Raw genomic sequence first — 24,934 nt, 5'->3', positions numbered from 1 at the left:
GCAGGCGCGATACACCGGCCAAAAACAAGGAGCCCGCCAACTTGGCGGGCTCCTTGCTGTCGTGGGCGTTGCTTCTGCAGGCGTTGCTGGCGCTGGGGATGACGGCGTCGCTGGCGCCTGGCGTCGGGGCCTTTCAGCCCCTTGCCCCGCACCAGGGGCGAATCAATTCACCCGCTTTGCCAGCTCCGGGGCCAGGCGTTCGTTCATGCTGCGGAAGGCCTCCACGGTGGTGTCCCAGTCGATGCAGGCGTCGGTCACGGAGACGCCGTAGGCCATTTCGCTCAGGTCCTCGGTGATCTTCTGGTTGCCCCAGCCGATATTGGACTCGACCATCAGGCCGATGATCGAACGGTTGCCGTCGAGAATCTGGTGGGTGACGTTGTCGAGCACCAGCGGCTGCAGGGCGGCGTCCTTGTTGGAGTTGGCGTGGGAGCAGTCGATCATGATGTTGGGCTTGACCCCGGCCTTCTTCAGTTCCTGCTCGGCCAGCGCTACGCTGACGCTGTCGTAGTTCGGCTTGCCGTTGCCACCGCGCAGCACCACGTGAGCGTAGGCATTGCCGCGGGTGCGGATGATCGCCACCTGGCCCTGCTGGTCGATGCCCAGGAAGTTGTGCGGGTGAGCGACCGACTGCAGCGCATTGACGGCCACGTCGAGGCTGCCGTCGGTGCCGTTCTTGAAGCCCACCGGGCATGACAGGCCGGAGGACATCTCGCGGTGGGTCTGGGACTCGGTGGTGCGGGCGCCGATGGCCGACCAGCTGATGCAGTCCTGCAGATACTGGGGCGAGATCGGGTCGAGTGCCTCGGTGGCCAGCGGCAGGCCCAGCTCGGAGAGCTCCACCAGCAGGCGACGGGCGATGTGCAGGCCTTCCTCGATCTCGAAGGAGCCGTTCAGGTGGGGGTCGTTGATCAGACCCTTCCAGCCCACGGTGGTGCGCGGCTTCTCGAAGTAGACGCGCATCACGATGTACAGGCTGTCCTTCACCTCGTCGGCCAGGCGGCGCAGGCGACGTGCGTAGTCCAGCGCGGCGTCCACATCGTGGATCGAGCAGGGGCCCACCACCATCAGCAGCCTGGGATCGGTGCCGTCGAGGATGTTCTGCACGGTCTTGCGGCCCTCGATCACCGTGGCCTCGGCCTCGGGAGAAAGAGGAATTTCCTGCTTCAACTGCTCAGGAGTGACGAGAACATCCTGGGCCAGGACGTTGAGGTTGTTCACCTGCTTGTCGGACATGAGGTCTACCTGTGTGTATCGTGTCAGCGCTGACGTTTCTGCGTGGCTCTACTATCCCTTGAGGGAGGGGTAAATTCAATCGCCTGAGGGAACCTTGTCGCGCACCCGATGTCGGAGCGGCGTCGAGAGATGCACTCAGAGAACGCTTGATGCGAGCCAAGGAAACAGGAACACTTGTGCCTTTTATCATGACGAGACCCATGACCTATACATCGCCGACAGGCGAAAGGTGGCACCCTGTTGCCAAGGGCCAGACCGAGGGTCCGGCGTCGTCAGCCCGACATCGTCGGGGAGGAGAGACATGACGCCCAAGGAAACGGACCAGCAGCTGGTGGCGCGCGCGCAGAAGGGCGATACCCGAGCCTTTGACCTTCTGGTCAAGAAGTACCAGCACAAGATTCTGGGCCTGATCGGCCGCTACATCAGCGACCACGCCGAGGTGCAGGACGTGGCCCAGGAGGCCTTCATCAAGGCTTACCGGGCGCTTGGCAAGTTTCGCGCCGAGAGCGCCTTCTATACCTGGATGTACCGCATCGCCATCAACACCGCCAAGAATCATCTGGTGTCCCGCGGGCGTCGTCCGCCGGGCAGCGATCTGGATATCAATGACGCCGAGATCGTCGACATGAGTGGCCGGCTGGCCGATATCGAGACACCGGAGGCGTCCATCGCCAGGGACCAGCTCGAGGCGGCGGTATTCGAGGCGATCGAGAATCTTCCCGATGACCTGCGCACCGCCATTACCCTGCGCGAACTCGATGGTCTTTCCTATGAAGACATCGCCCAGATCATGCAGTGCCCGGTGGGTACCGTGCGCTCGCGCATCTTTCGCGCCAGGGAGGCGGTGGATCAACATATTCAGCCGCTGATGACGACCTCGCGAAACGCCGAGTCACTTTCCTGATTCGCTATCGTGAGCCTGTGAGCTGGTCGTGGGCGCCGTGGTGGGGCTGGGCGAAGCTGTTGGTTGTCGAATTCCCCATTTTTTTCAAATTGGGATGAACTGTTCGCCAGATTGGGCGTCTTACCCAGTGACCGGCCCGATGCAACAATCAACGACGGTCGTCACCTGGCACTCGAGCCGGTGGCGAGTAACCGAGAATCGGTGGCGGAACCTGGCGCATCTCCGGTGGTCTATGGAGCTGGAGGCGCGACGCTTCGTCGAAATGAGGTGTGGAGAATGAGTCTGAACGCACGGGAATCGCTTTCAGCCCTGATGGACAATGAAGGTGACGAGCTGGAATTGCGTCGAGTGCTGAAGTCGCTCGAGAGCGACCAGGACAGCGCCGAGAGCTGGCGTCGTTACCATTTGATGCGTGCCGCGCTGCGCCGCGAGACCGATAGTGACCCCTCGGTGGATCTGTCCGCCGGTATCCTGGCTCGCCTCGAGGATGAGCCTGCGCCGCAGATGGAGGCTCCCGCCGACGGCGCGGTCGCCAAGCGCGGCGGAATGGGGCTCGCACGCGGTGCCGGTATTGCCGCGGCGGTCTCGTTGATGGTGATCAGCGGGGTTCAGTTCTATAACGGCGCCTTCGATGGCTCCATCGACGGTTCCGGTGCCGGTGTGGCCAGCAGCGGGGCTGCGGGTGGCGTAAGCGGCGGCGTAAATAGCGGCGCAGCACAGACAGCGTCCGCCGTGCCAGGTGCAGAGCTCGCCAGCGTAGCGGCGTCTCGGCCTTCGCTGATGGATCTGCCGATGTTTCAGTCCGGCACAGGCTCCAGCAATGGCCTGATGACCGTCGGCGCCCAGGTGGCCTCTCCGATGATGCTGTCGCCATCTGCCCAGCAGTCGCGGGTCAGTGACCAGGCGCAGGCCCAGTTGTTGCAGTCGTACCTCGATCGTCATGCCCAGGGGGCGGCCTTCAGCAGTGCCGACAACTGGATGCCGATGCTGCGCAGCACCCCGGCGGAAGCCCGTTGAGGTGATCGATCTGGCATCGAGATAGCAATGATCTGCTCGGCCCTGTGGGGCCGAGCGCATTCTCAGCAGTGCCTGTCAGGACATGATTTCTATGCCACATCAGGGGTCGCTTGCAGCGTTGGCCGGCTGGCTGACGCTTTCCCTTGTCTGTCTTTCTCTTCCCGCCCAGGCCGTTGCCGACCCTGGTGTCGACGCCGTAACGGCGAACGCCGAGGCCTCGGCTGACTCGGTAGCTGATCCGAATAGTATCCAGAGCGTCTACGACTGCAGCGCCTTGACCGCCTTGTCACCTCCCGAGTCTCCGGGAGACTGGTTCGAGCGCAGTGTCTGGGCTTCCCATTGCTACCAGTATCAGGCGCGCGCCGTTCGCATCGTCGATGAGGAAGTAGTGACGCTGTCGGTGGCTCGCGACATCCAGCAGGGCGTCGAGCGCGATCGCCTCCACTTCCTCGATGGCCCCAGTCGCTCGCTGCTGCGAGAGGGGGGCGCCTTTCGCTTCGAGCTCGGTGATAGCCAGGGGGCGGCGCCGGCCTCTCCCCAGGCGCTGGTCGAGCACCTGTCACGCTTCTATCGGCTGCGCTTCGACGGCGAGGAGCGCATCGCCAATCGTCACGCGATCCGTCTGGAACTGTTGCCGCTTGACGCCATGCGCTACGGCTATCGCATCTGGCTCGACCGCGAGACCGCCATCCCCTTGAAGCGCACCCTGATCGACGAGCGGGGCCAGGTGCTGGATACCTTCCAATTGGTGGCGATGACGCCGCCGGAACGCTACGACGGCAAGGTGGAGCTGCGCCGGCCGCCGTCCTCGGCCAGGCTCGACTGGCGCGCAGGCTGGCTGCCTCGCGGCTTTGTTGCCCAGCCGTTGATGGCGATGGCATCGGACAGCGATGGGCCTCGCCGCCACAAGTTGTACAGCGACGGCCTGTCGACCATCAGCCTGTTCGTCGAACCGGTAGCGGGTTCACGGGTACTAAGGCCGGGTGTCCATCGACTGGGTGCCAGTCACGCCGCGGTGCGCCGAGTGCAGCGTGAAGGCCAGTTGCTTCAGGTGGTGGCGGTAGGCGAGTTGCCCCCCAGCGTGCTGGTCAAGGTGGCCGAAACCCTTGAGCTGGCCGAGGGGCAGTCGCAGGGTGTGAGCGATGGTGCGCGCCCTGAGGCAGTGAGCAACGTCCACCAGGAAGCGTCGTCATGAGCACCGACTGCGCGACCGCAGAGGCACGAGTGGTGGGCTGGACGACCGCAGGGGTCAGGGTAGCGCTGGCGGCAACCGGCGGCTGCGGGCGCTGCGCTGCTCGGGGCGGCTGCGGGGCGCGTTGGCTGCTGCGCAGGAGCGACGATCGGCGTGAGCTCGAGATCGATACCGAGCAGCGTCCCGCCATCGGGCAGACGGTGACCCTGGCCCTGTCCCGGACGAGCCTGGTGCGTGCCAGCGTGCTGGTCTACGGCCTGCCGCTGTGGCTGGCGCTGGGGGCGACCCTTGCCGTCAACGTCCAGTCGCCGGATCACTGGTCACTGCCGCTGGTATTTATCGCGGGCCTGGCCCTCGGCGGCGTGGTGCTGCGTCGGCATCTGCGCCGCCGCGCCGAGGCGTATCGGCCGACCTTGGTGCTCTAGCCCCGTTGTGATAGCTCTGTTGTGATAGCCCTGTTGTGATAGCCCTGTGCCCGAGCACTTTGCGGGCCCTTGTCGCGTTATTTTGCCCGCTAATGACTGAACCTTTTGGCGGCGTGACGGTACTACAAGAAGCGACCCTCGAGGTTGCGTCAAATGCACTCTGAGTCCTATCTGAGTCTTACGCAGGAGCCTTGCATGAAGCCAATGACTCGCACCCTGTCCATGTGGATGACGCTGGTGGTGGGAATGGTTGTCGCCCAATCCAGTCTGGCCAGGGATCTTCCTGATTTTACCGAACTGGTCGAAGAGGCCGCCCCCGGCGTGGTCAACATCTCGACGACCCGGGACACCGAGGGCTACTCCACGCCCTTCGGCGATTTCGGTGGCCAGGAAATCCCCGACATCTTCCGTCATTTCTTCGGTGATCGCTTCCCGGTACCGCCCGGCGGAGGCGGTGGTCGCACCGAGGAGCGTCAGTCGCTGGGCTCCGGCTTCGTCATCGACGCGGACGGCTACATCATGACCAACGCCCACGTGGTGGAGGGCGCCGACGAGATCATGGTGCGCCTCAATGACCGTCGTGACCTCAAGGCCGAGCTGGTCGGGGCCGACGAGAAGACCGACGTGGCGGTACTGAAGGTCGATGCCAGCGATCTGCCGACGCTATCCCTGGGTGACTCCGACGACCTCAAGGTGGGGGAGTGGGTGGCCGCCATCGGTTCGCCGTTCGGCTTCGATCACTCGGTCACCGCAGGCATCATCTCGGCGATCAACCGCACTCTGCCGCGTGATGCCTACGTGCCCTTCATCCAGACCGACGTGGCGATCAACCCAGGTAACTCCGGCGGACCGCTGTTCAACCTCGACGGCGAGGTGATCGGCATCAACTCCCAGATCTTCACCCGTAGCGGTGGCTTCATGGGGCTGTCCTTCGCCATTCCGATCAATGTCGCCATGGACATCGCCGACCAGTTGCGAAGCGAAGGTCACGTCACCCGGGGCTGGCTCGGTGTGATGATTCAGCCGGTGTCCAAGGACCTGGCCGAGTCGTTCGGCATGGACCGCCCCGAGGGTGCCCTGATCGCCGACGTCGATCCCGACGGGCCGGCGGCGCGTGACGGCGTCCAGGCCGGTGACATCGTGCTCGCGGTCAATGGCGAGACGGTGGAGCGCTCCAGCAACCTGCCGCGGTTGATCGGCCGTGTCGCTCCGGACAGCGAGGTCGAGTTGACCGTGCTGCGCGCCGGGGATCGCAAGACCCTCAGCGTCACCGTTGGCGACTGGCCCGAGGAGCTGGCCGGTGGCAGCGGTCAGTCGTCCGGCAGCGCGTCGCCGGCACGCCTGGGTCTGGCGGTGCAGTCGCTGTCCGACGCCGAGCGTGACAAGTACGGCATCGACGCCGGCGTGCGGGTCAGCGACGTCGACCCGCGTGGCGTGGCGGCGGCTTCCGGCATCCGGCGTGGCGATATCATCGTCAGCGTCAACCAGGTCGCGGTGGAAAGCGGTCGCCAGCTGAGCCAGCTGGTGCGTGAGCTGCCTGCCGATCAGGCGGTGCCGGTTCGTCTGTACCGTGACGGCCGCTCGTTGTTCGTGGCGCTGCGCCTGGCCGACGACTGAGGCGCGTCCCGCTGACCGACGACGCCCGAGGGCCGCCATGGCCCTCGGGCGTTGTCGTCCTGTGATATCGAATCGAGCCGCCGCAACGGCTTGGGATGCGCGGGGCAGGGGATGCCGGTACAATAGCGCCAACTTTTTTTTCCGCGTCATCGGGGCAGGGCGAGCCTGTCGCTGTCCGGTGCGTTCTCAAGATGGAATCATCCTGCATGTCTGATCCTGATAACCGCAAGGTAATCAATAATATACGTAACTTCTCGATCATCGCTCACATCGACCATGGCAAGTCCACCCTGGCCGATCGCCTGATCCAGAGTTGCGGTGGCCTGTCAGAGCGCGAGCTCAAGGATCAGGTGCTGGACTCCATGGATCTGGAACGCGAGCGCGGCATCACCATCAAGGCCCAGTCGGTGACGCTGGACTACCACGCCAACGATGGTGAGACCTACCAGCTCAACTTCATCGATACCCCGGGGCACGTCGACTTCTCCTACGAGGTGTCGCGCTCGCTGTATGCCTGCGAGGGCGCACTGCTGGTCGTGGACGCCGCCCAGGGTGTCGAGGCCCAGTCGGTGGCCAACTGCTACACCGCCATCGAGCAGGGTCTCGAGGTGTTGCCGGTGCTCAACAAGATGGACCTGCCCCAGGCCGACCCCGACAAGGTCGCCCACGAAGTCGAGGAGATCATCGGTCTCGACGCCACCGACGCCTGTCAGGTATCGGCCAAGAGTGGTCTGGGCATCGATGCGCTGCTCGAGCGGCTGGTGCGCGATATTCCGCCGCCCAAGGGCGACCCCGAAAAGCCGCTGCAGGCGCTGATCATCGACTCCTGGTTCGACAACTACCTGGGCGTGGTATCGCTGGTACGGATCTTCGACGGCGTGCTCAAGAAGGGCGACAAGATTCGCATCCTGTCCACCGGACGTGACTGGCAGGCCAACGAGGTCGGCATCTTCACCCCGCTGCGCAAGGAGACCGACATCCTGCGCGCCGGTGAAGTGGGCTTCGTGGTGGCCGGTATCAAGGACATTCAGGGGGCTCCGGTGGGGGATACCATCTCCCACGCCAAGACGCCGGACGTCAAGCGCCTGCCGGGCTTCCAGAAGGTCAAGCCCCAGGTCTACGCCGGCATGTTCCCGGTCAGCGCCGACGACTACGAAGACTTCCGCGATGCGCTCGAGAAGCTGGCGCTCAACGACGCTTCGCTGGACTACGAGCCGGAAAACTCCGACGCCCTGGGCTTCGGTTTCCGCGTCGGCTTCCTCGGCACCCTGCACATGGAGATCGTGCAGGAGCGTCTGGAACGCGAGTACGACCTGGACCTTTTGACCACCGCGCCGACGGTGGTCTACGAACTGGCGATGAAGAACGGTGACGTCAGCTACGTCTCCAACCCGTCCAAGCTGCCGGACATGGCCGACGTCGAGGAGATGCGCGAGCCCATCGTGCGCGCTAGCATCCTGGTGCCCCAGGAATTCGTCGGCAACGTCATCAGCGAGTGCGAGCTGCGTCGCGGCACCCAGAAGGACATGCTGTTCCTGGGTAGCCAGATCCAGCTGACCTACGAATTGCCGATGAGCGAAGTCGTCATGGACTTCTTCGACCGGCTCAAGTCCATCTCCAAGGGCTATGCTTCGCTCGAGTACAACTTCGAGCGCTTCGAGGCGGCCAAGCTGGTACGCCTCGACGTGCTGATCAACGGCGACCGGGTCGATGCCCTGGCGGTGATCATCCATCGCGATCACGCCCACAGCCGTGGTCGTGTGCTGGTCGAGAAGATGAAAGAGCTGATCCCGCGTCAGATGTTCGACGTGGCGATCCAGGCCGCCATCGGTGGCCAGGTCGTGGCCCGTTCCACGGTCAAGGCGCTGCGCAAGAACGTGACCGCCAAGTGCTACGGCGGCGACATGACCCGCAAGAAGAAGCTGCTCGAGAAGCAGAAGGCCGGCAAGAAGCGCATGAAGCAGGTCGGTCGCGTGGAGATCCCTCAGGACGCCTTCCTCGCCGTGCTCAAGGTGAACGACTGATGCCCCAGCGGCGGTCGATCCGTCCCGGTGTGACGCCGGGACGGCTTGCCCCTCCCTCAGATACCGACTTACAAGCCACCTGGAAACACTGATATGGACTTCTCCCTGCTGCTGGTGATCGCGGTCGCCGTCACCGGTCTGATCTGGCTGCTCGACCTGGTCTGGTGGCGCCCCCGGCGTCAAGCCGTCACCGCAGCTGCCGAAACCGGCACCACCGAAGGCGTGGATCTGTCCGCTCGGGAGCTTTCGCGCAAGGACCCCTGGCCGGTCGACTACGCCAAGTCGTTCTTTCCGGTGCTGCTGGTGGTGCTGGTGCTCAGAAGCTTCGTGGTGGAGCCGTTTCAGATTCCGTCAGGCTCCATGCGCCCGACGCTGGAGGTCGGGGATTTCATCCTGGTCAACAAGTTCACCTATGGCCTGAGGCTGCCGGTGGCCAACACCAAGATCCTCGATCTGAACGAGCCGGAGCGGGGTGACGTCATGGTCTTCCGCTATCCCCAGGACCCGGCGGTGAATTTCATCAAGCGCGTGGTGGCGCTGCCCGGCGATACCCTGCGCTACGTCGACAAACAGCTCTACGTCAACGGCGAGCCGGTGCCCAAGACGCTGCTCGACGACGCTCCGGAGAGCGCGCCAGGTGAGCTGCTGTTCTCCGAGCAATTGGGCGAACATCAGCATCAGATCTACAATAATCCCCGCGATCGCGGCCCGCTGGTCCACGACGTCGTGGTGCCCGAGGGCATGTACTTCGCCATGGGCGACAACCGGGACCACTCCAATGACAGCCGCTACTGGGGCTTTATCCCGGAAGCCAACATCGTCGGCAAGGCCTTCGCGGTATGGATGCATTGGGACGGTGGACTGCCGAGCTTTTCCAGCGTGAGGACGATCCCGTGATCGCTTCAACGCCGCTTGGTTCTTCCATCGCCAGCACAAAGAGTTAACAGGAGCGTCGTGAGCAATTCCCTGACCCCCTTCAGTCGCCGCATCGGCCATGAATTCCAGGACGCGAGTCTGCTGGAACTGGCCATGACCCACCGCAGCTTCGGTGGGCGCAACAACGAACGCCTCGAGTTTCTGGGTGACTCGATCGTCAACTTTGTCATCGCCGAGGCGCTGTTCGAGCGCTTTCCCGAGGCCCGTGAAGGCCAGCTTTCGCGCCTGAGGGCGCGCCTGGTCAAGGGCCAGACCCTGGCGGAGCTGGCCCGGGAAATGCGCTTTGGCGAATGCCTGCGCCTGGGTTCCGGCGAGATGAAAAGTGGCGGCCATCGGCGTGAATCGATCCTCGCCGACGCCGTCGAGGCGGTGATCGGTGCCATCTACCTGGACGCCGGCATGGACGCGGTACGCACGCGGGTGTTGGCCTGGTTCGAGGAGCGCCTGGCGCGCATCGACCTCAAGCAGTCCCAGAAGGACCCCAAGACCCGCCTGCAGGAGTTTCTGCAGTCCCGTCAGGCACCGCTGCCTCGCTACGAGGTGACCTCGGTGGAAGGCGAGGCCCACGCCCAGACCTTTACCGTGGAGTGCCACGTCGAGATGCTCGACGAACACACCGTCGGCACCGGCGCCAGCCGCCGCCACGCCGAACAGATGGCCGCCGAAAGCGCCCTGCAACGCCTCGATCCCAAGGGAGTCAGCGCATGAGTCAGACCTGTGGATTCGTGGCCATTGTCGGCCGTCCTAACGTCGGCAAGTCCACCCTGATGAACCGTATTCTCGGACAGAAGATCTCGATCACCTCGCGGCGGCCGCAGACCACCCGCCACCAGGTGCTGGGGATCAAGACCGAAGGCGACGCTCAGGCCATCTTCGTCGACACTCCGGGTATCCATATCCTCGGCAAGGACCGCAACAAGGCGATCAACCGCTTCATGAACCAGGCGGCGGTGCAGGCCCTGCGGGACGTGGACTGCGTGGTCTTTCTGGTCGACCGCACCCGCTGGACCGAGGAAGACCAGATCGTGCTGGACCGCCTGGCCAACGTCGAGGCGCCGGTGATCCTGGCGGTCAACAAGGTGGACCGCCTGCAGGACAAGGCCACCCTGCTGCCGTGGTTGGCCGAGCTCGGCAACAAGCGCGAGTTCGCCGCGGTGGTGCCGATCGCCGCCCAGCACGGCACCAATGTGCCGGAGCTCGAGGCCGAGATCGACAAGCACCTGCCCGAGGGTATCCACTTCTTCCCGGAAGATCAGGTCACCGACAAGAGCATGCGTTTTCTGGCTGCCGAAATGGTACGCGAGAAGGTCATGCGCCAGCTCGGCGACGAGCTGCCTTATCAGATGACCGTCGAGATCGAGGAGTTTCGTGACGAGGCCCGGGTGGTGCACATCAGCGCGCTGATCCTGGTCGAGCGTCAGGGCCAGAAGAAGATCCTGATCGGCGACAGCGGCGATCGCATCAAGAAGATCGGCCGCGAGGCACGCCTGGATATGGAGCGGGCGCTGGACAAGAAGGTCATGCTCAACCTGTGGGTCAAGGTCAAGCGTGGCTGGTCCGACGACGAACGCGCCCTCAAGAGCCTCGGCTACGACCTCGACTGAGCCGTTCCCCCGCGCCCCGGCAGGATCATCGACGACGATGGTCCTGTTGTGATCCTGTTGCCCCGACGTCGGGATCCCCATGCAGCCCCAGCCCGCCTTTCTGCTCCACAAGCGTCCCTACCGCGAGACCAGTGCATTGGTCGAACTGCTGACTCTGGACTACGGTCGTGTGCGCGCCGTGGCCCAGGGCGTGCAGCGTCCCGGTAGTCGCTCGCGCAGTCAGATGCAGCCGTTCGCGCCCCTGCACCTGACCTGGCAGGGCGATCGCGAGCTCAAGCGGCTGCGATTGATCGAGTCCCGTGGCCCGGCGGCGATGCTCGCCGGCGAGGGGCTGCTGTGCGGTCTCTACGCCAACGAATTGCTGACCCGCCTGCTGCCGGTGGAGTTGCCGGTGGGGCAGGTGTTCGCCTTCTACACCTCGGCGCTGGACGAGTTGGCGACGCCGGCCTCCCGCGCTGCGGCCCTGCGTCGGCTCGAATTTGCGCTACTCGATGCGCTGGACGCCGCGCCGCGTTTCACCACGCCCGACGGTGGCGGCCTGGATCCCCAGCGGCGCTACCGCTTCGAGCCCGGCAGTCGGGCCTTTGTCGTCGCAGAGCGCGGCATCGACGGGCGCACCCTGCGCCTGCTGGCCGGGGCCGACTGGGGCGAGGCCGGGCTCGCGGGGCCGGCCAAGGCGCTATCGCGTGCGGCCCTGGCGCCGCTGCTGGGCGACCGTCCGCTGCGCTCCCGTGCGCTGATGGTTGCCATGGCCGAGCGGCGCCGCCAGGCGCGCTGACCCTTGTCGCCCTGGCGCCGTTGCTGGGCGACCGTCCGCTGCGCTCCCGTGCGCTGATGGTCGCCATGGCCGAGCGTCGCCGCCAGGCGCGCTGACCCTTGTCGCCCTGGCGCCGTTGCTTGGCGACCGTCCTCTGCGCTCCCGTGCGCTGATGGTCGCCATGGCCGAGCGTCGCCGCCAAGCGCGCTGACCCTTGTCGCCCTGGCGCCGTTGCTTGGCGACCGTCCGCTGCGCTCCCGTGCGCTGATGGTCGCCATGGCCGAGCGTCGCCGCCAGGCGCGCTGACCCTTGTCGCCCTGGCGCCGCTGCTGGGCGACCGTCCGCTGCGCTCCCGTGCGCTGATGGTCGCCATGGCCGAGCGTCGCCGCCAGTCTCGCTGACGCTTCAGCGCGCTGATATCGCCTGGCCGCGGGTGACCGCCGGCCTGTCGGCGGTGCTACCATAGGGCTCGTCTTTCATCCCCATGACGGAGAACCTTGATGCATCCCCCTCGACTGCTGCTCGGCGTCAACATCGACCATATCGCGACCCTGCGCCAGGCCCGCGGTACCCGCTATCCCGACCCGATTCAGGCGGCCCTGGTCGCCGAAGAAGCCGGCGCCGATGGCATCACCGTCCATCTGCGGGAGGACCGCCGTCATATCCAGGAACGCGATGTGCGCCTGCTGGCCGAGGTTCTCAACACCCGCATGAATCTCGAGATGGCCGTGACCGAGGAGATGCTGGCGCTGGCCGAAGAGGTACGTCCGGCCCACGTCTGTCTGGTGCCGGAGAAGCGCGAGGAGCTGACCACCGAAGGTGGCCTGGACGTGGTCGGCCAGTTCGACGCCATCGAAGCCGCCTGTCGCCGACTGGCCGCCGTGGGGGCAGAGGTATCGTTGTTCATCGATCCCGATCCGGATCAGATCGCCAGCGCCAGGCGCGCCGGTGCTCCGGCCATCGAGCTGCACACCGGCGCCTTCGCCGAGGCCGATAACGACAGCGATCGGGCGCGCGAGTACCAGCGCATCGTGGCCGCCGCCGAAATGGGCGTCGAGCTCGATCTGATCGTCAATGCCGGTCATGGCCTGCATTACCATAACGTCGAGGCCATCGCCGCCATCCCCGGCCTCAACGAGCTCAATATCGGTCACGCCATCATCGCCCGGGCGCTGTTCGTCGGCCTCAAGGAGGCGGTGGCGGAGATGAAGCGACTGATGCTGGCCGGCTACGAGGCGGGGCTGGTCGCGGCCATCGACGAATTTGAGCAAGAGCACGAGCATGAGCACGACCACGACCACGACCATCAGCACTGAGGCGTTGCCGATGTCAGCGCCGGCTCGAGGAGGTCTGTCTGTCGGGGCCTTGCCCGGGAATACCGGGTCTGTCGGAGCCCTGGCATGATCCTCGGCATCGGCACCGATATCGCGCGGATCGAACGCTTCGATGCGGCCATTGCGCGCCATGGCGCGCGCTTCGCCGAGCGTATCCTGGGGCCGCTGGAAGCCGAGCGCTATACCGAGGCGCCACGGCCTTCGGCCTTTCTGGCCAAGCGCTTCGCCGCCAAGGAGGCCTGGCTCAAGGCACTGGGCACCGGTCTTCGCCATGGCATGCGCTGGACCGAGATACAGGTGGTCAACGATCCCCTGGGGCGGCCGGAGCTGGTGGTCTCGGGGGAAGCGCTACGTCTGGCCGACCAGGCGGGTGTCGGCGCTTGTCACCTGAGTCTCAGCGACGAGAGCGATGTGGCACTGGCCTTCGTGGTGCTCGAAAGGCGTTGATCGCTGCGGGGGGCGCCGCTGCACGGGGGGCGCTGCAAGATCGGTCGTTGCACGATCAGGCGCTGGCGCCCGAAGTGCGAGCGATAGTTGATAGTTGCGAGCGAAAGTTGCGAGCGACAGTTGTCCGCGTCGGCTAAACCGGTCCCTTCAGTGGGGTTTCTCCGCTGTCCTGCTGCCAGCGCTCGACCTGGGTCATGGCCTGCTCCAGGGTGGGCAGCAGCGGACGAACGCCGTCGATCCCGCGTGAGCGAAGTCGGGTCTCGAGGGTTTCCACCAGCAGCGCCATGCGCGGTACACCGCAGTAGCGGCAGGCACCGTTGAGGGCGTGGATGCTATCGAGCAGGGCCTCTTCGTCCTCGGCCGCCAGCGCCGCCTCGATCTCTCGACGGGTCTCGTCCAGCGATGCCCCCAGGCTTGCCAGCAATTGCCTGGCCAGCGCTTCGCGCCCACCCGCCAGGCGGGTGCCCAGGGCGATGTCGATGTCGGGCAGGTCGTTGCCCTGGTCATCGCTGTTGTCACGGGTCTGGCCCTGGTCCTTGCCATGGGCCTGGTCTGGGACGGCCGGCTCGACCGAGTCATCAGCGTCACCGGCGTCCTGTCGATACTTGTCGGTGACCGGTGAGTTCGGCGCCGGGGTCGTTTCCGTCAGTCCGCTGCCCAGCCTTTCTCTAAGCAGGCGGTCGAGGCACTCGGTGTCGAGTGGCTTGATCAGCACATCGTCCATGCCGCTTTGCAGAAGCGCTCGGCGCTGGTGTTCCAGCACGTGGGCGGTCACCGCGATGATCGGTCTCTTCGCCCAGGCGGGGCTGAGTTGGCGGATCGCCTGGGTCGTCTCCACACCATCCATGCCACCCATGCGAATATCCATCAGTACCATGTCATAGAGCTGCTGCTGGGCCAGTGCCAGGGCTTCTTCCCCACTGGTGGCCAGGGTCACGCGACGCTCCGGGCCTTCCACCAGTTCTCGCAGCAGCAGGCGGTTGGTCTCACTGTCATCGACGATCAGCAGGCTGGCCATAGAGGTTTGCGTGTCCGGCGAAGGCGGCGGGGTCTGTGAGTTGTTCCACTGGGGCGGTGCAGCCGGGGCCGCTGTCGACGTCTCGTCGGGCACATAGGGCTGGCGAGACGGTAGCGCCGGCGGGGACGTCGGCGCAGGCAGGCTCGGCCTGTGGCGAGTACCGGCGAGGGCGCCCTCCACCGCTTCCGCCAGGGTCTGGCGAGCCAACGGCTTGGACAGTACGCTCGAGCCATCGGGCAGACCCAGTCCGGGCACATCCGGAAGTCCTGCATTGATCAACAGCAGGGTGGGGCAGTTGCGCTGCCTGAGTCGTGTGCGCAGCTCGCCGATGCGGCCCTCTTCGAGCTCCTCGATGGCGATGGCTTCCAGTGCCAGCGCGGCCTGCTGAGGGCTCGCCACAACCCGGGCGTCCCACTGTTCGAGCATATGCAAAAGGGCCCTGCGGGTGGGGCCGTGGGGTTCCTCGACAAAGATCGAGGCCTGGTCGAGCGCCAGTTCGGGCGCACGCACCTGGCTTGCGGTGCTGGTCAGGGGCAGGGTGAAGTGGAAGGTGGAGCCGTGGTCGAGGGTGCTGTCCACGCCGATGGTGCCGCCCATCTGCTCGATCAGTTGCCGCGAGATGGCCAGCCCTAGGCCGGTGCCGCCGTACTGGCGACTGTGTCCGGCGGTGGCCTGGCGGAAGGCCTGGAACAGTCGACGCTGCTGGCTGTCACTGAGGCCGATGCCGGTATCGCTGACGCTGATGCGCAGGGTGAAGCGCTCGTGACGGGACTGTTCGACCATGACCCGCACGATGATCTCGCCGCGGTCGGTGAACTTGATGGCATTGTTGACCAGGTTGGTGATGATCTGGCGCAGTCGCAGCGGATCACCGGTGATTTCCGCCGGTACGTCGTCATAGATCAGGCTGAGCAGCTGCAGGCCCTTCTGCTGGGCCAGTGGCGCCTGCAGCCCCAGCACCTCGTCGACCAGCGACTGGAGGTCCACCGGCACCTGTTCCAGCACCAGACGACCGGCTTCCAGCTTGGAGAAGTCGAGCACATCGTTGACCAGCGACATCAGGTTGTCGCAGGCCCGTTGCACCTGGTCGAGCCACTCGCGCTGACGCGGGTCCAGCGACGAGCGCCCCAGCAGCCGGCAGAAGCCGATGATGCCGTTGAGCGGCGTGCGGATCTCATGGCTCATGTTGGCCAGAAACTCCGACTTGACCCGGTTGGCCTCCACCGCCTGGCGATGGGCCATGTCGAGCTCGATGTTCTGCACCTCGATGGTCTCCATGGACTCCTGAAGTTCCGAGGTGGCGTGTTCGATCTGCTGCTGCAGGTCTTCGCGCGCCCGCGCCTGGTGGTCGATCAGGGCGTTGACCCGGCGCCCCAGCTCGGCCAGCTCCAGCGGGTGGTCCAGCGGCAGGTGGTGGGGCTGACGACCGGCGGCCAGCTGGTCGAGCAGGTGGGCGATGTCATCCAGCGGCTGGGTCAGGCGGCGGCCCAGGGTGAAGGCCACCAGAAACAGCAGAAGGCCGCAGACCAGCAGGATCATGGCGCCCCTGGCGATATCGCTGTAGGTGGCGAGCAACAGCAGCGAGGCGTCGATATCGAGGATCAGGTAGGCGCCGTCCACGGCAGTGATCGGTGTCGTCAACACCCACTGGCGATAGTGCTGGGTCAACAGCCCCTGGCCGGGAGCCTCGACGTTCAGCGCTTCGGCCCGCAGTCGACCGAGTTCAAGCACCACCTGATCCTGCTGCACCAGGCGCAGGGCACGGACGCTGGGAATATCCATCAGGCGATTGGCAGCGGCCTGAACGCCGGCAATATCGTCCAGCGACAGGGCCTCGCCCAGCTCCGGGGCCACCAGCCGCGTGGCGGTAGAGAGGTTTTCTTCCATGGCGGCCTCGCGCAGGGCATGGTCCTGATACAAGGCGAGGCTGATCGCCAGCCCCAGCAGCAGCAGCGGCAGCCCCACGAGGGCTAGCATCAACCGTGTTCTCAAACTCATAGGCGCTGCGTTCCTGGCCGGGAATAGGCGCGGACGAAGAGCGGCCACCGCCGCCTCGTACGTCTCCATGTCACCCCATGGGACCATGCCTGTCCAGTGGCGAGGGGCGTCGATATAATGGCGTCAGATGACGTTACAAGGAAAGTCTTATGGAATTCCCCTACCTCGACCAGCTGGTCGGCAAGACCCCGCTGGTCCGCCTCAAGCGCATCAGCGCCGGGCGCAACAATGTGCTGCTGGCAAAGCTCGAGGGTGACAATCCGGCGGGCTCGGTCAAGGATCGGCCGGCCCTGTCGATGTTCGACGAGGCCGAAAAGCGCGGCGAGATCGCCCCCGGCGACACCCTGATCGAAGCGACATCCGGCAATACCGGCATCGCCCTGGCCATGGTCGCGGCGATGAAGGGCTATCGCATGGTGCTGATCATGCCGGAGAACGCCTCCAGCGAGCGCAAGCAGGCCATGGCGGCCTATGGTGCCAGGCTGATCGAGGTCAGCAAGGAAGGCGGCATGGAAGAGGCCCGGGACCTGGCCGATACCATGGTCGCCCGAGGCGAGGGCAAGTCGCTGGACCAGTTCGCCAATCCCGACAACCCGCTGGGTCACTATCGCACCACCGGCCCCGAGCTGTGGCAGCAGACCGACGGTCGGATCACCCACTTCGTCAGCTCCATGGGGACCACCGGCACCATCATGGGGGTGTCGCGTTACCTGAAGGAGCAGCGCGCCGACATCGAGATCATCGGCCTGCAGCCCGAGGACGGCGCCAGCATCGCCGGGATACGTCGCTGGCCCGAGGCCTACCTGCCGAAGATCTTCGAACCCCAGCGGGTCGATCGGGTACTGGACATCGGCCAGCACGAGGCTGAAGAACACATGCGCCGACTGGCCCGGGAAGAAGGAATCCTGGCGGGGGTGTCCTCGGGAGGCGCCCTGGCCGGGGCGCTCAGGGTGGCCGAAGAGGTCGAGAACGCGGTGATCGTGTTCATCGTCTGCGACCGGGGGGACCGTTATCTCTCCACCGGTCTGCTGGCGCCGGAGTCCTGAGGTGGCTGGACTGGGAAAACGCCGCCCGCCGCGTCAGCGCTCCGGTGTCTCGGGGCTTGCTCACAAGCGCCCGTCGGACACTCGCCGGGCCTACCAGACCGACACGTCCGATGAGCTGCCCGACGAGCTCGAGATTCAGGGGCTGTCCCACGATGGCCGCGGGATTGCCCGTTCGCCCGCCGGCAAGACCCTGTTTGTCGAGGGGGCCTTGCCCGGCGAGCGGGTCAGGGTGGCGGTGCATCGCACCCGCAAGCGCTACGACGAGGCCCACCTGCGTGAGCTGATCGAGGCCGCGCCGACCCGGGTGACGCCGCCCTGTCCCTACATCGAGCGCTGTGGCGGCTGTGATCTGCAGCATCTGGAACTCGACGCCCAGCGTCGTCACAAGGCCGTCGTACTGTCGGAGCTGCTGGCCCGTCAGGGCGTCGAGGTCGACCTCGAACGCATCGAGGTGCTGGCCAGTGATGACGTCGCCTATCGCCGCCGTGCTCGGCTGGGGGTCAGGGTCGATGCCGACGGCGGCATCCATCTGGGCTTTCGCGCCAGGCGCAGTCACCGGCTGGTATCGGTGGAGAGCTGCACCGTTCTGGTGCCGGAGCTGTCGTCGCTGCTGGCACCGTTGCACCAGCAGCTGGCGAGCCTCGAGGCGCCACGCCAGGTCGGCCATCTGGAACTGCTGGCCAGCGACGGCCAGGTGACCCTGGTGATCCGCCAACTGCGCGAGCAACCCGCGGACCTGGCACGCTGGCGTGCATGGGCCGATGAGCGAGGCATCGCCGTCGGCGTGCTGGCAGGCCGTGAACAGGTTCGCTTCGAGTGGCTGGTGACCCCGCCCCGAGGACTCCAGGTGACGGTCCCGTCGGCGCGTGGCCCGCTCAGCCTCGGCGTCGGACCGAGCGACTTCCTGCAGGCCAACGCCCAGGTCAACCAGCGCATGATCGAGACCGCGCTGGATTGGCTGGGAACACCTCGCCGGGTCGATGAACCCCTGCTGGATCTGTTCGCCGGGATCGGCAATTTCAGCCTGCCGCTGGCGGCGTCGGGCTACGCGGTGAGCGCGGTGGAAGGCTCGCCGGAGATGACCTCACGCCTGGCCGACAACGCCGCGGGCGCGGATCTGGACGTCGCTGCCCTCCAGGGCAACCTGCATGACGAAGGGCAGGTGGCGAGGCTGTTGCGTACCCATGATGCCGAGGTGGTGGTACTGGACCCACCGCGCGAAGGGGCCGAGGCGCTGTGCCGGGCACTGGCCAAAAGTACGGTGTCCCGGGTCTTGTATATTGCCTGTGATCCCGCCACGCTTTCTCGCGATGCGGCACACTTGTTGCAGGGGGGTTATTGTCTGCAACGGGTCGCCATGGCGGACATGTTCGTGCACACCTCGCACCTCGAGTCGATGGTACTGTTCGAACGCCAGGGGCCGTCGCCACGCCAAGGAGTCAGGAAAGATGGTTAAAGTGCGGGAAGACCAGCCGTTGACCGCGGATGGTCGGGTCGATATCGATCAGTGGGTCGCGCGGCTGCAGGACGACGTCAAGCTGGCCGACGCCGGTGAACTGGTCGAGGCCTGCCAGCTGGCGCAGTCGCTGGAGCAGGCCTCCGAGCGGCCCCACAAGTCCTGGTTGAAGGACGGCTCGAGCTTTCGCATGGGCCTCGAGATGGCCGATATCCTCGGTGAGCTGCGCCTGGATCAGACCGCCATCGAAGCCGCCGTGCTGTATCGCGCGGTGCGTGAGAACCTGATCAAGCCCGAGCAGGTGGCCAAGCGTTTCGGCCGCGAGGTGGCGAGCCTGATCGAAGGCGTGCTGCAGATGGCCGCGATCAGCAATACCCAGGCCACCACCGCCGGCCTGCAGCAGCAGGATCAGCAGGACAACCTGCGCAAGATGCTGGTCAACATGATCGACGACGTCAGGGTGGCGTTGATCAAGATCGCCGAGCGCACCTGCGCCCTGCGCCAGGTCCGCGATGCCCCGCGCGAGAAGCAGGTGCGGGTCGCCCGCGAAGTGTTCGACATCTACGCTCCGCTGGCCCACCGCCTGGGCATTGGCCACCTCAAGTGGGAGCTCGAGGACCTGTCCTTCCGCTACCTCCACGAGGACGACTACAAGACCGTCGCCCGGCAGCTGGCCGAGAAGCGACTGGATCGCGATCGCTACATCCAGGAGGTGGTGGAGACCCTGAAGTCGCTGATGTCGGCCCAGGGCATCCACCAGTTCCAGGTGGACGGTCGGGCCAAGCACATCTTCTCCATCTGGCGAAAGATGAAGCGCAAGCGCATCGACTTCTCCCAGGTCCACGACGTACGCGCGGTGCGCATCCTGGTGCCCACGGTGCAGGACTGCTACACCATGCTCGGCATCGTCCACTCGCGCTGGCACACCGTGCCCGACGAGTTCGACGACTACATCGCCAACCCCAAGAAGAATGGCTACCAGTCCCTGCATACGGCGGTCATCGGCCCCGAGAACAAGGTGCTGGAAATCCAGATACGCACCTTCGCCATGCATGAAGAGGCCGAACTTGGGGTCTGCGCCCACTGGCGCTACAAGGGCCACGATACCAATGCCCGCAGCGACAGCTACGAGGAAAAGATCGCCTGGTTGCGTCAGGTGCTCGAGTGGCACGAGGAGATCGGCGAATTCGGCGACCTGCGCGAGGGCCTGACCAGCGACGTGGCGCCGGATCGCATCTATGTGTTCACCCCGGACGGTCACGTCATCGACCTGCCCAGGGTGGCCACCCCCATCGACTTCGCCTACCGCGTGCACACCGAGGTGGGCCACCGCTGTCGCGGCGCCAAGGTCAACGGTCGCATCGTGCCGCTGACCTACAAGCTCAAGACCGGTCAGCAGGTCGAGATCCTGACCGCCAACAAGAGCGCCCCGAGTCGTGACTGGCTCAACCCCAACCTGGGCTTCGTGCGCACCTCCCGGGCCAGGGCCAAGATCCAGTCCTGGTTCAAGCACCAGGCGCGTGACCAGAACCTGGAAGAGGGCAAGGCGCTGTTCGAGCGCGAGATGAAGCGTCTCGACGTCCACGACATGGACCTCGCCACCCTGGCCCAGAAGGTCAACTACGCCAATGCCGACGACATGTACGCCGCGCTTGGCGCCGGCGACCTGCGTATCGGTCAGGTGCTGCACCAGGCCCAGCAGCTGTTCGGCGACAGCGACGAGCAAGAGCACCTAGACCGGCTGCTGGCCAAGCCGCGTCAGAAGCCGGCCAAGACCCCGGACGGCGAGATCACCGTGCTGGGCGTCGGCAACCTCAAGACCAACATGGCCAACTGCTGTCATCCGGTCCCCGGCGAGCCGATCGTCGGCTTCATTACCCAGGGCCGTGGCGTGTCGATCCATCGCCAGGACTGCCCCAACATCCTGCAGCTCAGGGTCGACGAGCCCCAGCGGGTGATCGAGGTGGAGTGGGGTGCGCGCTCCAGCAGCCAGTACCCGGTAGATATCGAGATCCAGGCCTGGGACCGCTCCGGCCTGCTGCGAGACGTCACCGCCGTGCTCGGCCAGGACAAGGTCAACGTGCTCTCGGTCAACACCCTGACCAACACCGACGACGGCATCGCGCGCATCTCGATCACCGCCGAGGTGGACGGCCTGGAGACACTGGGCCGGCTGTTCTCCCGCATCCAGCAGCTGCCCAATATCATCGAGGTCAAGCGCAAGCGCGGTCAGGGAGGGCGTCGCACATGAGCCGGCGCTATTCCATCGATGACCTGCTGACCCTGATGGCGGTGCTGCGGGACCCCCAGCAGGGCTGCCCCTGGGACGTCAAGCAGCACTGGGACACCATCGTCCCCCACACCCTCGAGGAAGCCTACGAGGTCGCCGACGCCATCGAGCGACGCGCCTTCGACGAGCTGCCGGGGGAGCTCGGCGACCTGTTGTTCCAGGTGGTCTACTACAGCCAGTTCGGCAGCGAGGAAGGGCGTTTCGATTTCCATGACGTGGTGCACACGCTGACCGACAAGATGCTGCGTCGCCATCCCCACGTGTTTCCCGACGGCACCCTTGAATCCCGCCGCCAGGGCGTCAGTGCCGCCGAGGTCGAGACCCGTCAGGTCCACTCCCGCTGGGAGGCGCTCAAGGCCGAGGAACGGGAAGGGCGCAGCGGCCCGCAGCAGGGCGAGGCCGAAGCGGTGGTTTCTGTCTCGGCGCTGGATGACGTGCCGCGGACCCTGCCGGCGCTTAGTCGCGCCGCCAAGCTGTCCAAGCGCGCGGCCCGGGTGGGCTTCGACTGGCCGGACACCGACGGGGTGCTCGACAAGCTCGAAGAGGAGCTGGGTGAGATTCGCGAGGCGCTCTCGGCCGGGGATCGCGACCACGCCGCCACCGAGGTGGGCGACCTGCTGTTCGCCACCGTCAATCTGGCGCGCACCCTGGGAGTCGACCCGGAAGCCTGCCTGAGAGGCACCAATCAGCGCTTCGAGAGCCGCTTTCGCCATATGGAGCGGTCCCTGGAAGCCCAGGACACGCCGCTCGGCCGGGCTTCGCTGGAGCGCATGGAAGAGCACTGGCAGCAGGCCAAGCGTGCCGAACGCGCCGAGCCGTCCGATCCGTTCGATCCGACCATGGACTGACGAGGCCGGCCAGACCCTATCGATAACAAGGCGGGGCCGCACGCTCGGGACCCGCTGGACACCACACCCAAGGAGACCCCATGAGCCACGATCTGCACGAATCCTTGCGCGATAACGTCCGCATCCTCGGCGACAGCCTGGGACGCACCATCGCCGATGATCTCGGACCCGAGTTCGTGTCACGCATCGAGACGATTCGCGGACTGGCCAAGCGGGGCCGCCAGGGCGAAGAGGCCGGCCAGCAGGAGCTGATCGAGTACCTGCGCCGGCTGCCGGAGAAAGACCTGTTGCCGGTGACCCGGGCGTTCAATCAGTTCCTCAACCTGGCCAACATCGCCGAGCAGCACTACCGTGCCCGCTTTCGTCGGGTCGAGGACTACAAGCCGGGGATGCAGCCGGTGCTCGGTGAGCTGCTCGAGCGCGCCCGGCGCGAAGGCCACTCGTCGCGCACCCTGGTCGAGACGCTGGCCAACATGCGCGTCGAGCTGGTGCTGACCGCCCATCCCACCGAGGTCATCCGGCGCACCCTGATTCAGAAGTACGACGCCATCGATGACTGCCTCAGCGCCATCGAGTCCTCCAGCGAGTACCCCGAGCGGGCGGCCCGGGCCAAGGGTCGGCTCGAGGAGCTGATCAGCCAGGCCTGGCACACCGACGAGATCCGACACGACCGGCCGACCCCGGTGGACGAGGCCAAGTGGGGCTTTGCGGTGATCGAGAATTCGCTGTGGCAGGCGGTGCCGGACTTCCACCGGGACCTGGATAACCTGCTGCTGGAAAGCGCCGGCGAGCGTCTGCCGCTGGACGCCGCGCCGCTACGTTTCGCTTCCTGGATGGGTGGCGATCGCGACGGCAACCCCAACGTCACCGCCCGGGTCACCCGGGAGGTGCTGCTGCTGGGCCGCTGGATGGCGGCGGACCTGTACCTGCGTGATCTCGAGCAGCTCAAGATCGAATTGTCCATGTGGAGCACCAACAGTGCCCTGCGTGCCGAGGTCGGCAACGTCGCCGAGCCCTATCGCGAGCTGCTCAAGCGTCTGGTGGCGAAGGTCGAGGCCACCCGCGACTGGGCCAAGGCCGAACTCGACGGCAAGAGCTATGACGGCGGGCCGATCATCGAGACCCGGGACCAGCTCTATGCGCCGCTGCTGGCCTGCTACCGTTCGCTGTGCGACGTCGGCCTGGACACCATCGCCAACGGTGTGCTGCTCGATACCCTGCGCCGTGTGGCGGTATTCGGCGTCACCCTGACCAAGCTCGACCTGCGCCAGGAGGCCAGCCGCCACGCCTTGGTGATGGAAGAACTGACCCACGACCTGGGCCTGGGCAACTACCGCGAATGGAGCGAGGAGCAGCGTCAGGCCTTCCTGCTGGCGGAGCTCGAGTCGACCCGGCCGCTGATCCCGCGGCGTTGGGAGTGCTCCGCCGAGACCCGTGAGACCCTGGACACCTTCCAGGTGGTCGCCGCCGAGCACGGCGAGGCGCTGGGCACCTACATCATCTCCATGGCCGCGCAGCCCTCGGACGTGCTCACGGTGGCGCTGTTGATGAAGGAGGTGGGGGGCCGTGTCGGCATGCCCATCGCACCGCTGTTCGAGACCCTGGACGACCTCAATCGCGCCGGCGACGTCATCGATCGGCTGCTGGCGCTGCCCGGCTACCGCCAGTTCGCCGGTGATAGCCAGGAGGTGATGATCGGTTACTCCGATTCGGCCAAGGACGCCGGCCAGCTGGCGGCGGCCTGGGCCCAGTACCGCGCCCAGGAGGCGCTGGTCGATGTCTGCGAAAGCCACGGTGTCGACCTGACCCTGTTCCACGGCCGCGGTGGCACCGTGGGCCGTGGCGGCGGTCCGTCCCACGCCGCCATCCTGTCCCAGCCCCCAGGCTCGGTGAACGGCAGCCTCAGGGTGACCGAGCAGGGCGAGATGATCCGCTTCAAGTTCGGCCAGCCCGACATCGCCCTGCGCTCCATGGAGATCTACGCCTGCGCGGTACTGGAGGCGTCGCTGCTGCCGCCGCCCAAGCCCAAGCCGGCCTGGCGCGACGAGATGGACCGTCTGGCCGAGATCGCCCACGGTGCCTACGTCGGTGTGGTACGCCAGGACCCCGATTTCGTGCCGTACTTCCGTGCCGTCACACCGGAAGGGGCGCTGGGCCGCCTGCCGCTGGGCTCGCGGCCGACCAAGCGGCGTCAGGACGGCGGTGTCGAGACCCTGCGCGCGATCCCCTGGATCTTCGCCTGGACCCAGATCCGTCTGATGCTGCCGGCCTGGCTCGGCACCGGCGAGGCCTTCGCCACCCGCCTGGCCGAGCCCGGCGGACTCGAGGTGTTGCAGGAGATGCGCGAGCAGTGGCCGTTCTTCGGCACCTACCTGGACATGCTCGAGATGCTGCTGGCCAAGGCCGACGTGGAACTGGCCGCCTACTACGAGCATCGCCTGGTGGACGAGCCGAGTCTGGAGGCCCTGGGCAACCGCCTGCGCGAGCGTTTCGGCAGGCTCAACGAGGAGCTTCTGAAGATCCTCGATCAGCAGGAGCTGCTCGAGAAGACGCCGCTGATTCGCCAGGCCATTGAGGTGCGAAACCCCTACATCGACCCGCTGCATGGCTTGCAGGCCGAGCTGCTGCAGCGTAACCGCGACGCCGACGGCGCCATCAGCGCGGACCTGTCCCGCGCCCTGATGGTGACCATGGCGGGGATCGCCGCTGGCCTTCGCAACACCGGCTGACGCCACCGCGAGCGATACCCTGAACACCCAGCGCCCGGCCAGATGGCCGGGCGCTG

General features: G+C 66.0%; 19 protein-coding genes. 17 read left to right on the top strand and 2 right to left on the bottom strand.

Features of this window, described 5'->3' with window-relative positions; translation table 11 throughout:
- Positions 1-162: 162 nt before the first annotated feature.
- Positions 163-1,236, bottom strand: a complete 1,074-nt coding sequence (locus NFH97_RS00510) for a 3-deoxy-7-phosphoheptulonate synthase (protein ID WP_045993477.1) — start codon at positions 1,234-1,236, stop codon at positions 163-165.
- Positions 1,237-1,537: 301 nt separating this feature from the next.
- On the opposite strand from NFH97_RS00510, the gene rpoE reads away from it, so the two are divergent.
- The 12 genes from rpoE (at position 1,538) to acpS (ending at position 13,493) form a co-directional block, all read left to right on the top strand.
- A complete protein-coding gene (gene rpoE / locus NFH97_RS00505) occupies positions 1,538-2,140 on the top strand; it encodes an RNA polymerase sigma factor RpoE (RefSeq protein WP_045993478.1) in 603 nt (200 codons plus the stop codon).
- A gap of 276 nt (positions 2,141-2,416) precedes the next feature.
- The gene (locus tag NFH97_RS00500; RefSeq protein WP_045993479.1) at positions 2,417-3,157 is read left to right on the top strand and encodes a sigma-E factor negative regulatory protein; all 741 of its coding nucleotides are present in this window, start codon (positions 2,417-2,419) and stop codon (positions 3,155-3,157) included.
- A gap of 91 nt (positions 3,158-3,248) precedes the next feature.
- The gene (locus NFH97_RS00495) at positions 3,249-4,352 is read left to right on the top strand and encodes a MucB/RseB C-terminal domain-containing protein (RefSeq protein WP_349622459.1); all 1,104 of its coding nucleotides are present in this window, start codon (positions 3,249-3,251) and stop codon (positions 4,350-4,352) included.
- A complete protein-coding gene (locus tag NFH97_RS00490; RefSeq protein ID WP_108132700.1) occupies positions 4,349-4,774 on the top strand; it encodes a SoxR reducing system RseC family protein in 426 nt (141 codons plus the stop codon). Before NFH97_RS00495 ends, NFH97_RS00490 begins: the two co-directional genes overlap by 4 nt.
- 195 nt (positions 4,775-4,969) lie before the next feature.
- Complete coding sequence (locus tag NFH97_RS00485; RefSeq protein WP_349624209.1) at positions 4,970-6,391, top strand: DegQ family serine endoprotease; 1,422 nt, start codon at positions 4,970-4,972, stop codon at positions 6,389-6,391.
- Between the two features lie 206 nt (positions 6,392-6,597).
- Complete coding sequence (gene lepA / locus NFH97_RS00480; RefSeq protein ID WP_045993482.1) at positions 6,598-8,415, top strand: translation elongation factor 4; 1,818 nt, start codon at positions 6,598-6,600, stop codon at positions 8,413-8,415.
- A 93-nt stretch (positions 8,416-8,508) separates the two neighbouring features.
- Positions 8,509-9,312, top strand: a complete 804-nt coding sequence (gene lepB / locus NFH97_RS00475) for a signal peptidase I (protein WP_045993483.1) — start codon at positions 8,509-8,511, stop codon at positions 9,310-9,312.
- 57 nt (positions 9,313-9,369) lie between these two features.
- Positions 9,370-10,059: a ribonuclease III gene (rnc, locus tag NFH97_RS00470; RefSeq protein ID WP_045993484.1), complete on the top strand. Its 690-nt coding sequence runs from the start codon at positions 9,370-9,372 to the stop codon at positions 10,057-10,059.
- Positions 10,056-10,955 (top strand): GTPase Era, encoded by a 900-nt coding sequence (gene era, locus NFH97_RS00465; RefSeq protein WP_045993485.1) that lies wholly within the window; start codon positions 10,056-10,058, stop codon positions 10,953-10,955. Before rnc ends, era begins: the two co-directional genes overlap by 4 nt.
- Positions 10,956-11,034: 79 nt before the next feature.
- Positions 11,035-11,733, top strand: a complete 699-nt coding sequence (recO, locus tag NFH97_RS00460) for a DNA repair protein RecO (protein WP_349624208.1) — start codon at positions 11,035-11,037, stop codon at positions 11,731-11,733.
- 479 nt (positions 11,734-12,212) lie between these two features.
- On the top strand, positions 12,213-13,028 hold the full coding sequence (gene pdxJ / locus NFH97_RS00455; protein WP_349624207.1) for a pyridoxine 5'-phosphate synthase: 816 nt from the start codon (positions 12,213-12,215) through the stop codon (positions 13,026-13,028).
- A gap of 84 nt (positions 13,029-13,112) precedes the next feature.
- Positions 13,113-13,493, top strand: coding sequence for a holo-ACP synthase (acpS, locus tag NFH97_RS00450; protein WP_108132704.1), 381 nt, complete (start codon positions 13,113-13,115; stop codon positions 13,491-13,493).
- A 133-nt stretch (positions 13,494-13,626) separates the two neighbouring features.
- Here acpS and NFH97_RS00445 read toward each other — a convergent pair whose 3' ends face one another.
- Positions 13,627-16,488 (bottom strand): ATP-binding protein, encoded by a 2,862-nt coding sequence (locus tag NFH97_RS00445; protein ID WP_349624206.1) that lies wholly within the window; start codon positions 16,486-16,488, stop codon positions 13,627-13,629.
- Positions 16,489-16,658: 170 nt separating this feature from the next.
- On the opposite strand from NFH97_RS00445, the gene cysM reads away from it, so the two are divergent.
- The 5 genes from cysM to ppc all read left to right on the top strand — a co-directional run bounded on the left by cysM (position 16,659) and on the right by ppc (position 24,878).
- Positions 16,659-17,555: a cysteine synthase CysM gene (gene cysM, locus NFH97_RS00440; RefSeq protein WP_045993187.1), complete on the top strand. Its 897-nt coding sequence runs from the start codon at positions 16,659-16,661 to the stop codon at positions 17,553-17,555.
- A gap of 1 nt (position 17,556) precedes the next feature.
- On the top strand, positions 17,557-19,011 hold the full coding sequence (locus NFH97_RS00435; protein WP_349624205.1) for a TRAM domain-containing protein: 1,455 nt from the start codon (positions 17,557-17,559) through the stop codon (positions 19,009-19,011).
- Positions 19,004-21,262, top strand: coding sequence for a GTP diphosphokinase (gene relA, locus NFH97_RS00430; RefSeq protein WP_045993189.1), 2,259 nt, complete (start codon positions 19,004-19,006; stop codon positions 21,260-21,262). The genes NFH97_RS00435 and relA overlap by 8 nt, the downstream gene beginning before the upstream one ends.
- Positions 21,259-22,149 carry a nucleoside triphosphate pyrophosphohydrolase gene (gene mazG, locus NFH97_RS00425; RefSeq protein ID WP_222516990.1) on the top strand — a complete coding sequence of 297 codons (891 nt, stop codon included), beginning with the start codon at positions 21,259-21,261 and terminating at the stop codon, positions 22,147-22,149. Before relA ends, mazG begins: the two co-directional genes overlap by 4 nt.
- 80 nt (positions 22,150-22,229) lie before the next feature.
- Positions 22,230-24,878: a phosphoenolpyruvate carboxylase gene (gene ppc, locus NFH97_RS00420; RefSeq protein WP_124804386.1), complete on the top strand. Its 2,649-nt coding sequence runs from the start codon at positions 22,230-22,232 to the stop codon at positions 24,876-24,878.
- Positions 24,879-24,934 lie beyond the last annotated feature (56 nt).

The organism is Halomonas sp. SCS19 (assembly GCF_040147015.1).
Lineage (GTDB): Bacteria > Pseudomonadota > Gammaproteobacteria > Pseudomonadales > Halomonadaceae > Halomonas > Halomonas litopenaei.
The sequence above is the reverse complement of the archived record's forward strand: the minus strand, read 5'-3'. Positions and strand labels throughout refer to the sequence as shown.

What these genes read in the sequence shown, in the direction of transcription:
- NFH97_RS00510 (WP_045993477.1), bottom strand. Translation starts at nt 1,236, where the DNA reads ATGTCCGACAAGCAGGTGAACAACCTCAACGTCCTGGCCCAGGATGTT.
- rpoE (WP_045993478.1), top strand. Translation starts at nt 1,538, where the DNA reads ATGACGCCCAAGGAAACGGACCAGCAGCTGGTGGCGCGCGCGCAGAAG.
- NFH97_RS00500 (WP_045993479.1), top strand. Translation starts at nt 2,417, where the DNA reads ATGAGTCTGAACGCACGGGAATCGCTTTCAGCCCTGATGGACAATGAA.
- NFH97_RS00495 (WP_349622459.1), top strand. Translation starts at nt 3,249, where the DNA reads ATGCCACATCAGGGGTCGCTTGCAGCGTTGGCCGGCTGGCTGACGCTT.
- NFH97_RS00490 (WP_108132700.1), top strand. Translation starts at nt 4,349, where the DNA reads ATGAGCACCGACTGCGCGACCGCAGAGGCACGAGTGGTGGGCTGGACG.
- NFH97_RS00485 (WP_349624209.1), top strand. Translation starts at nt 4,970, where the DNA reads ATGAAGCCAATGACTCGCACCCTGTCCATGTGGATGACGCTGGTGGTG.
- lepA (WP_045993482.1), top strand. Translation starts at nt 6,598, where the DNA reads ATGTCTGATCCTGATAACCGCAAGGTAATCAATAATATACGTAACTTC.
- lepB (WP_045993483.1), top strand. Translation starts at nt 8,509, where the DNA reads ATGGACTTCTCCCTGCTGCTGGTGATCGCGGTCGCCGTCACCGGTCTG.
- era (WP_045993485.1), top strand. Translation starts at nt 10,056, where the DNA reads ATGAGTCAGACCTGTGGATTCGTGGCCATTGTCGGCCGTCCTAACGTC.
- recO (WP_349624208.1), top strand. Translation starts at nt 11,035, where the DNA reads ATGCAGCCCCAGCCCGCCTTTCTGCTCCACAAGCGTCCCTACCGCGAG.
- pdxJ (WP_349624207.1), top strand. Translation starts at nt 12,213, where the DNA reads ATGCATCCCCCTCGACTGCTGCTCGGCGTCAACATCGACCATATCGCG.
- acpS (WP_108132704.1), top strand. Translation starts at nt 13,113, where the DNA reads ATGATCCTCGGCATCGGCACCGATATCGCGCGGATCGAACGCTTCGAT.
- NFH97_RS00445 (WP_349624206.1), bottom strand. Translation starts at nt 16,488, where the DNA reads ATGCTAGCCCTCGTGGGGCTGCCGCTGCTGCTGCTGGGGCTGGCGATC.
- cysM (WP_045993187.1), top strand. Translation starts at nt 16,659, where the DNA reads ATGGAATTCCCCTACCTCGACCAGCTGGTCGGCAAGACCCCGCTGGTC.
- relA (WP_045993189.1), top strand. Translation starts at nt 19,004, where the DNA reads ATGGTTAAAGTGCGGGAAGACCAGCCGTTGACCGCGGATGGTCGGGTC.
- mazG (WP_222516990.1), top strand. Translation starts at nt 21,259, where the DNA reads ATGAGCCGGCGCTATTCCATCGATGACCTGCTGACCCTGATGGCGGTG.
- ppc (WP_124804386.1), top strand. Translation starts at nt 22,230, where the DNA reads ATGAGCCACGATCTGCACGAATCCTTGCGCGATAACGTCCGCATCCTC.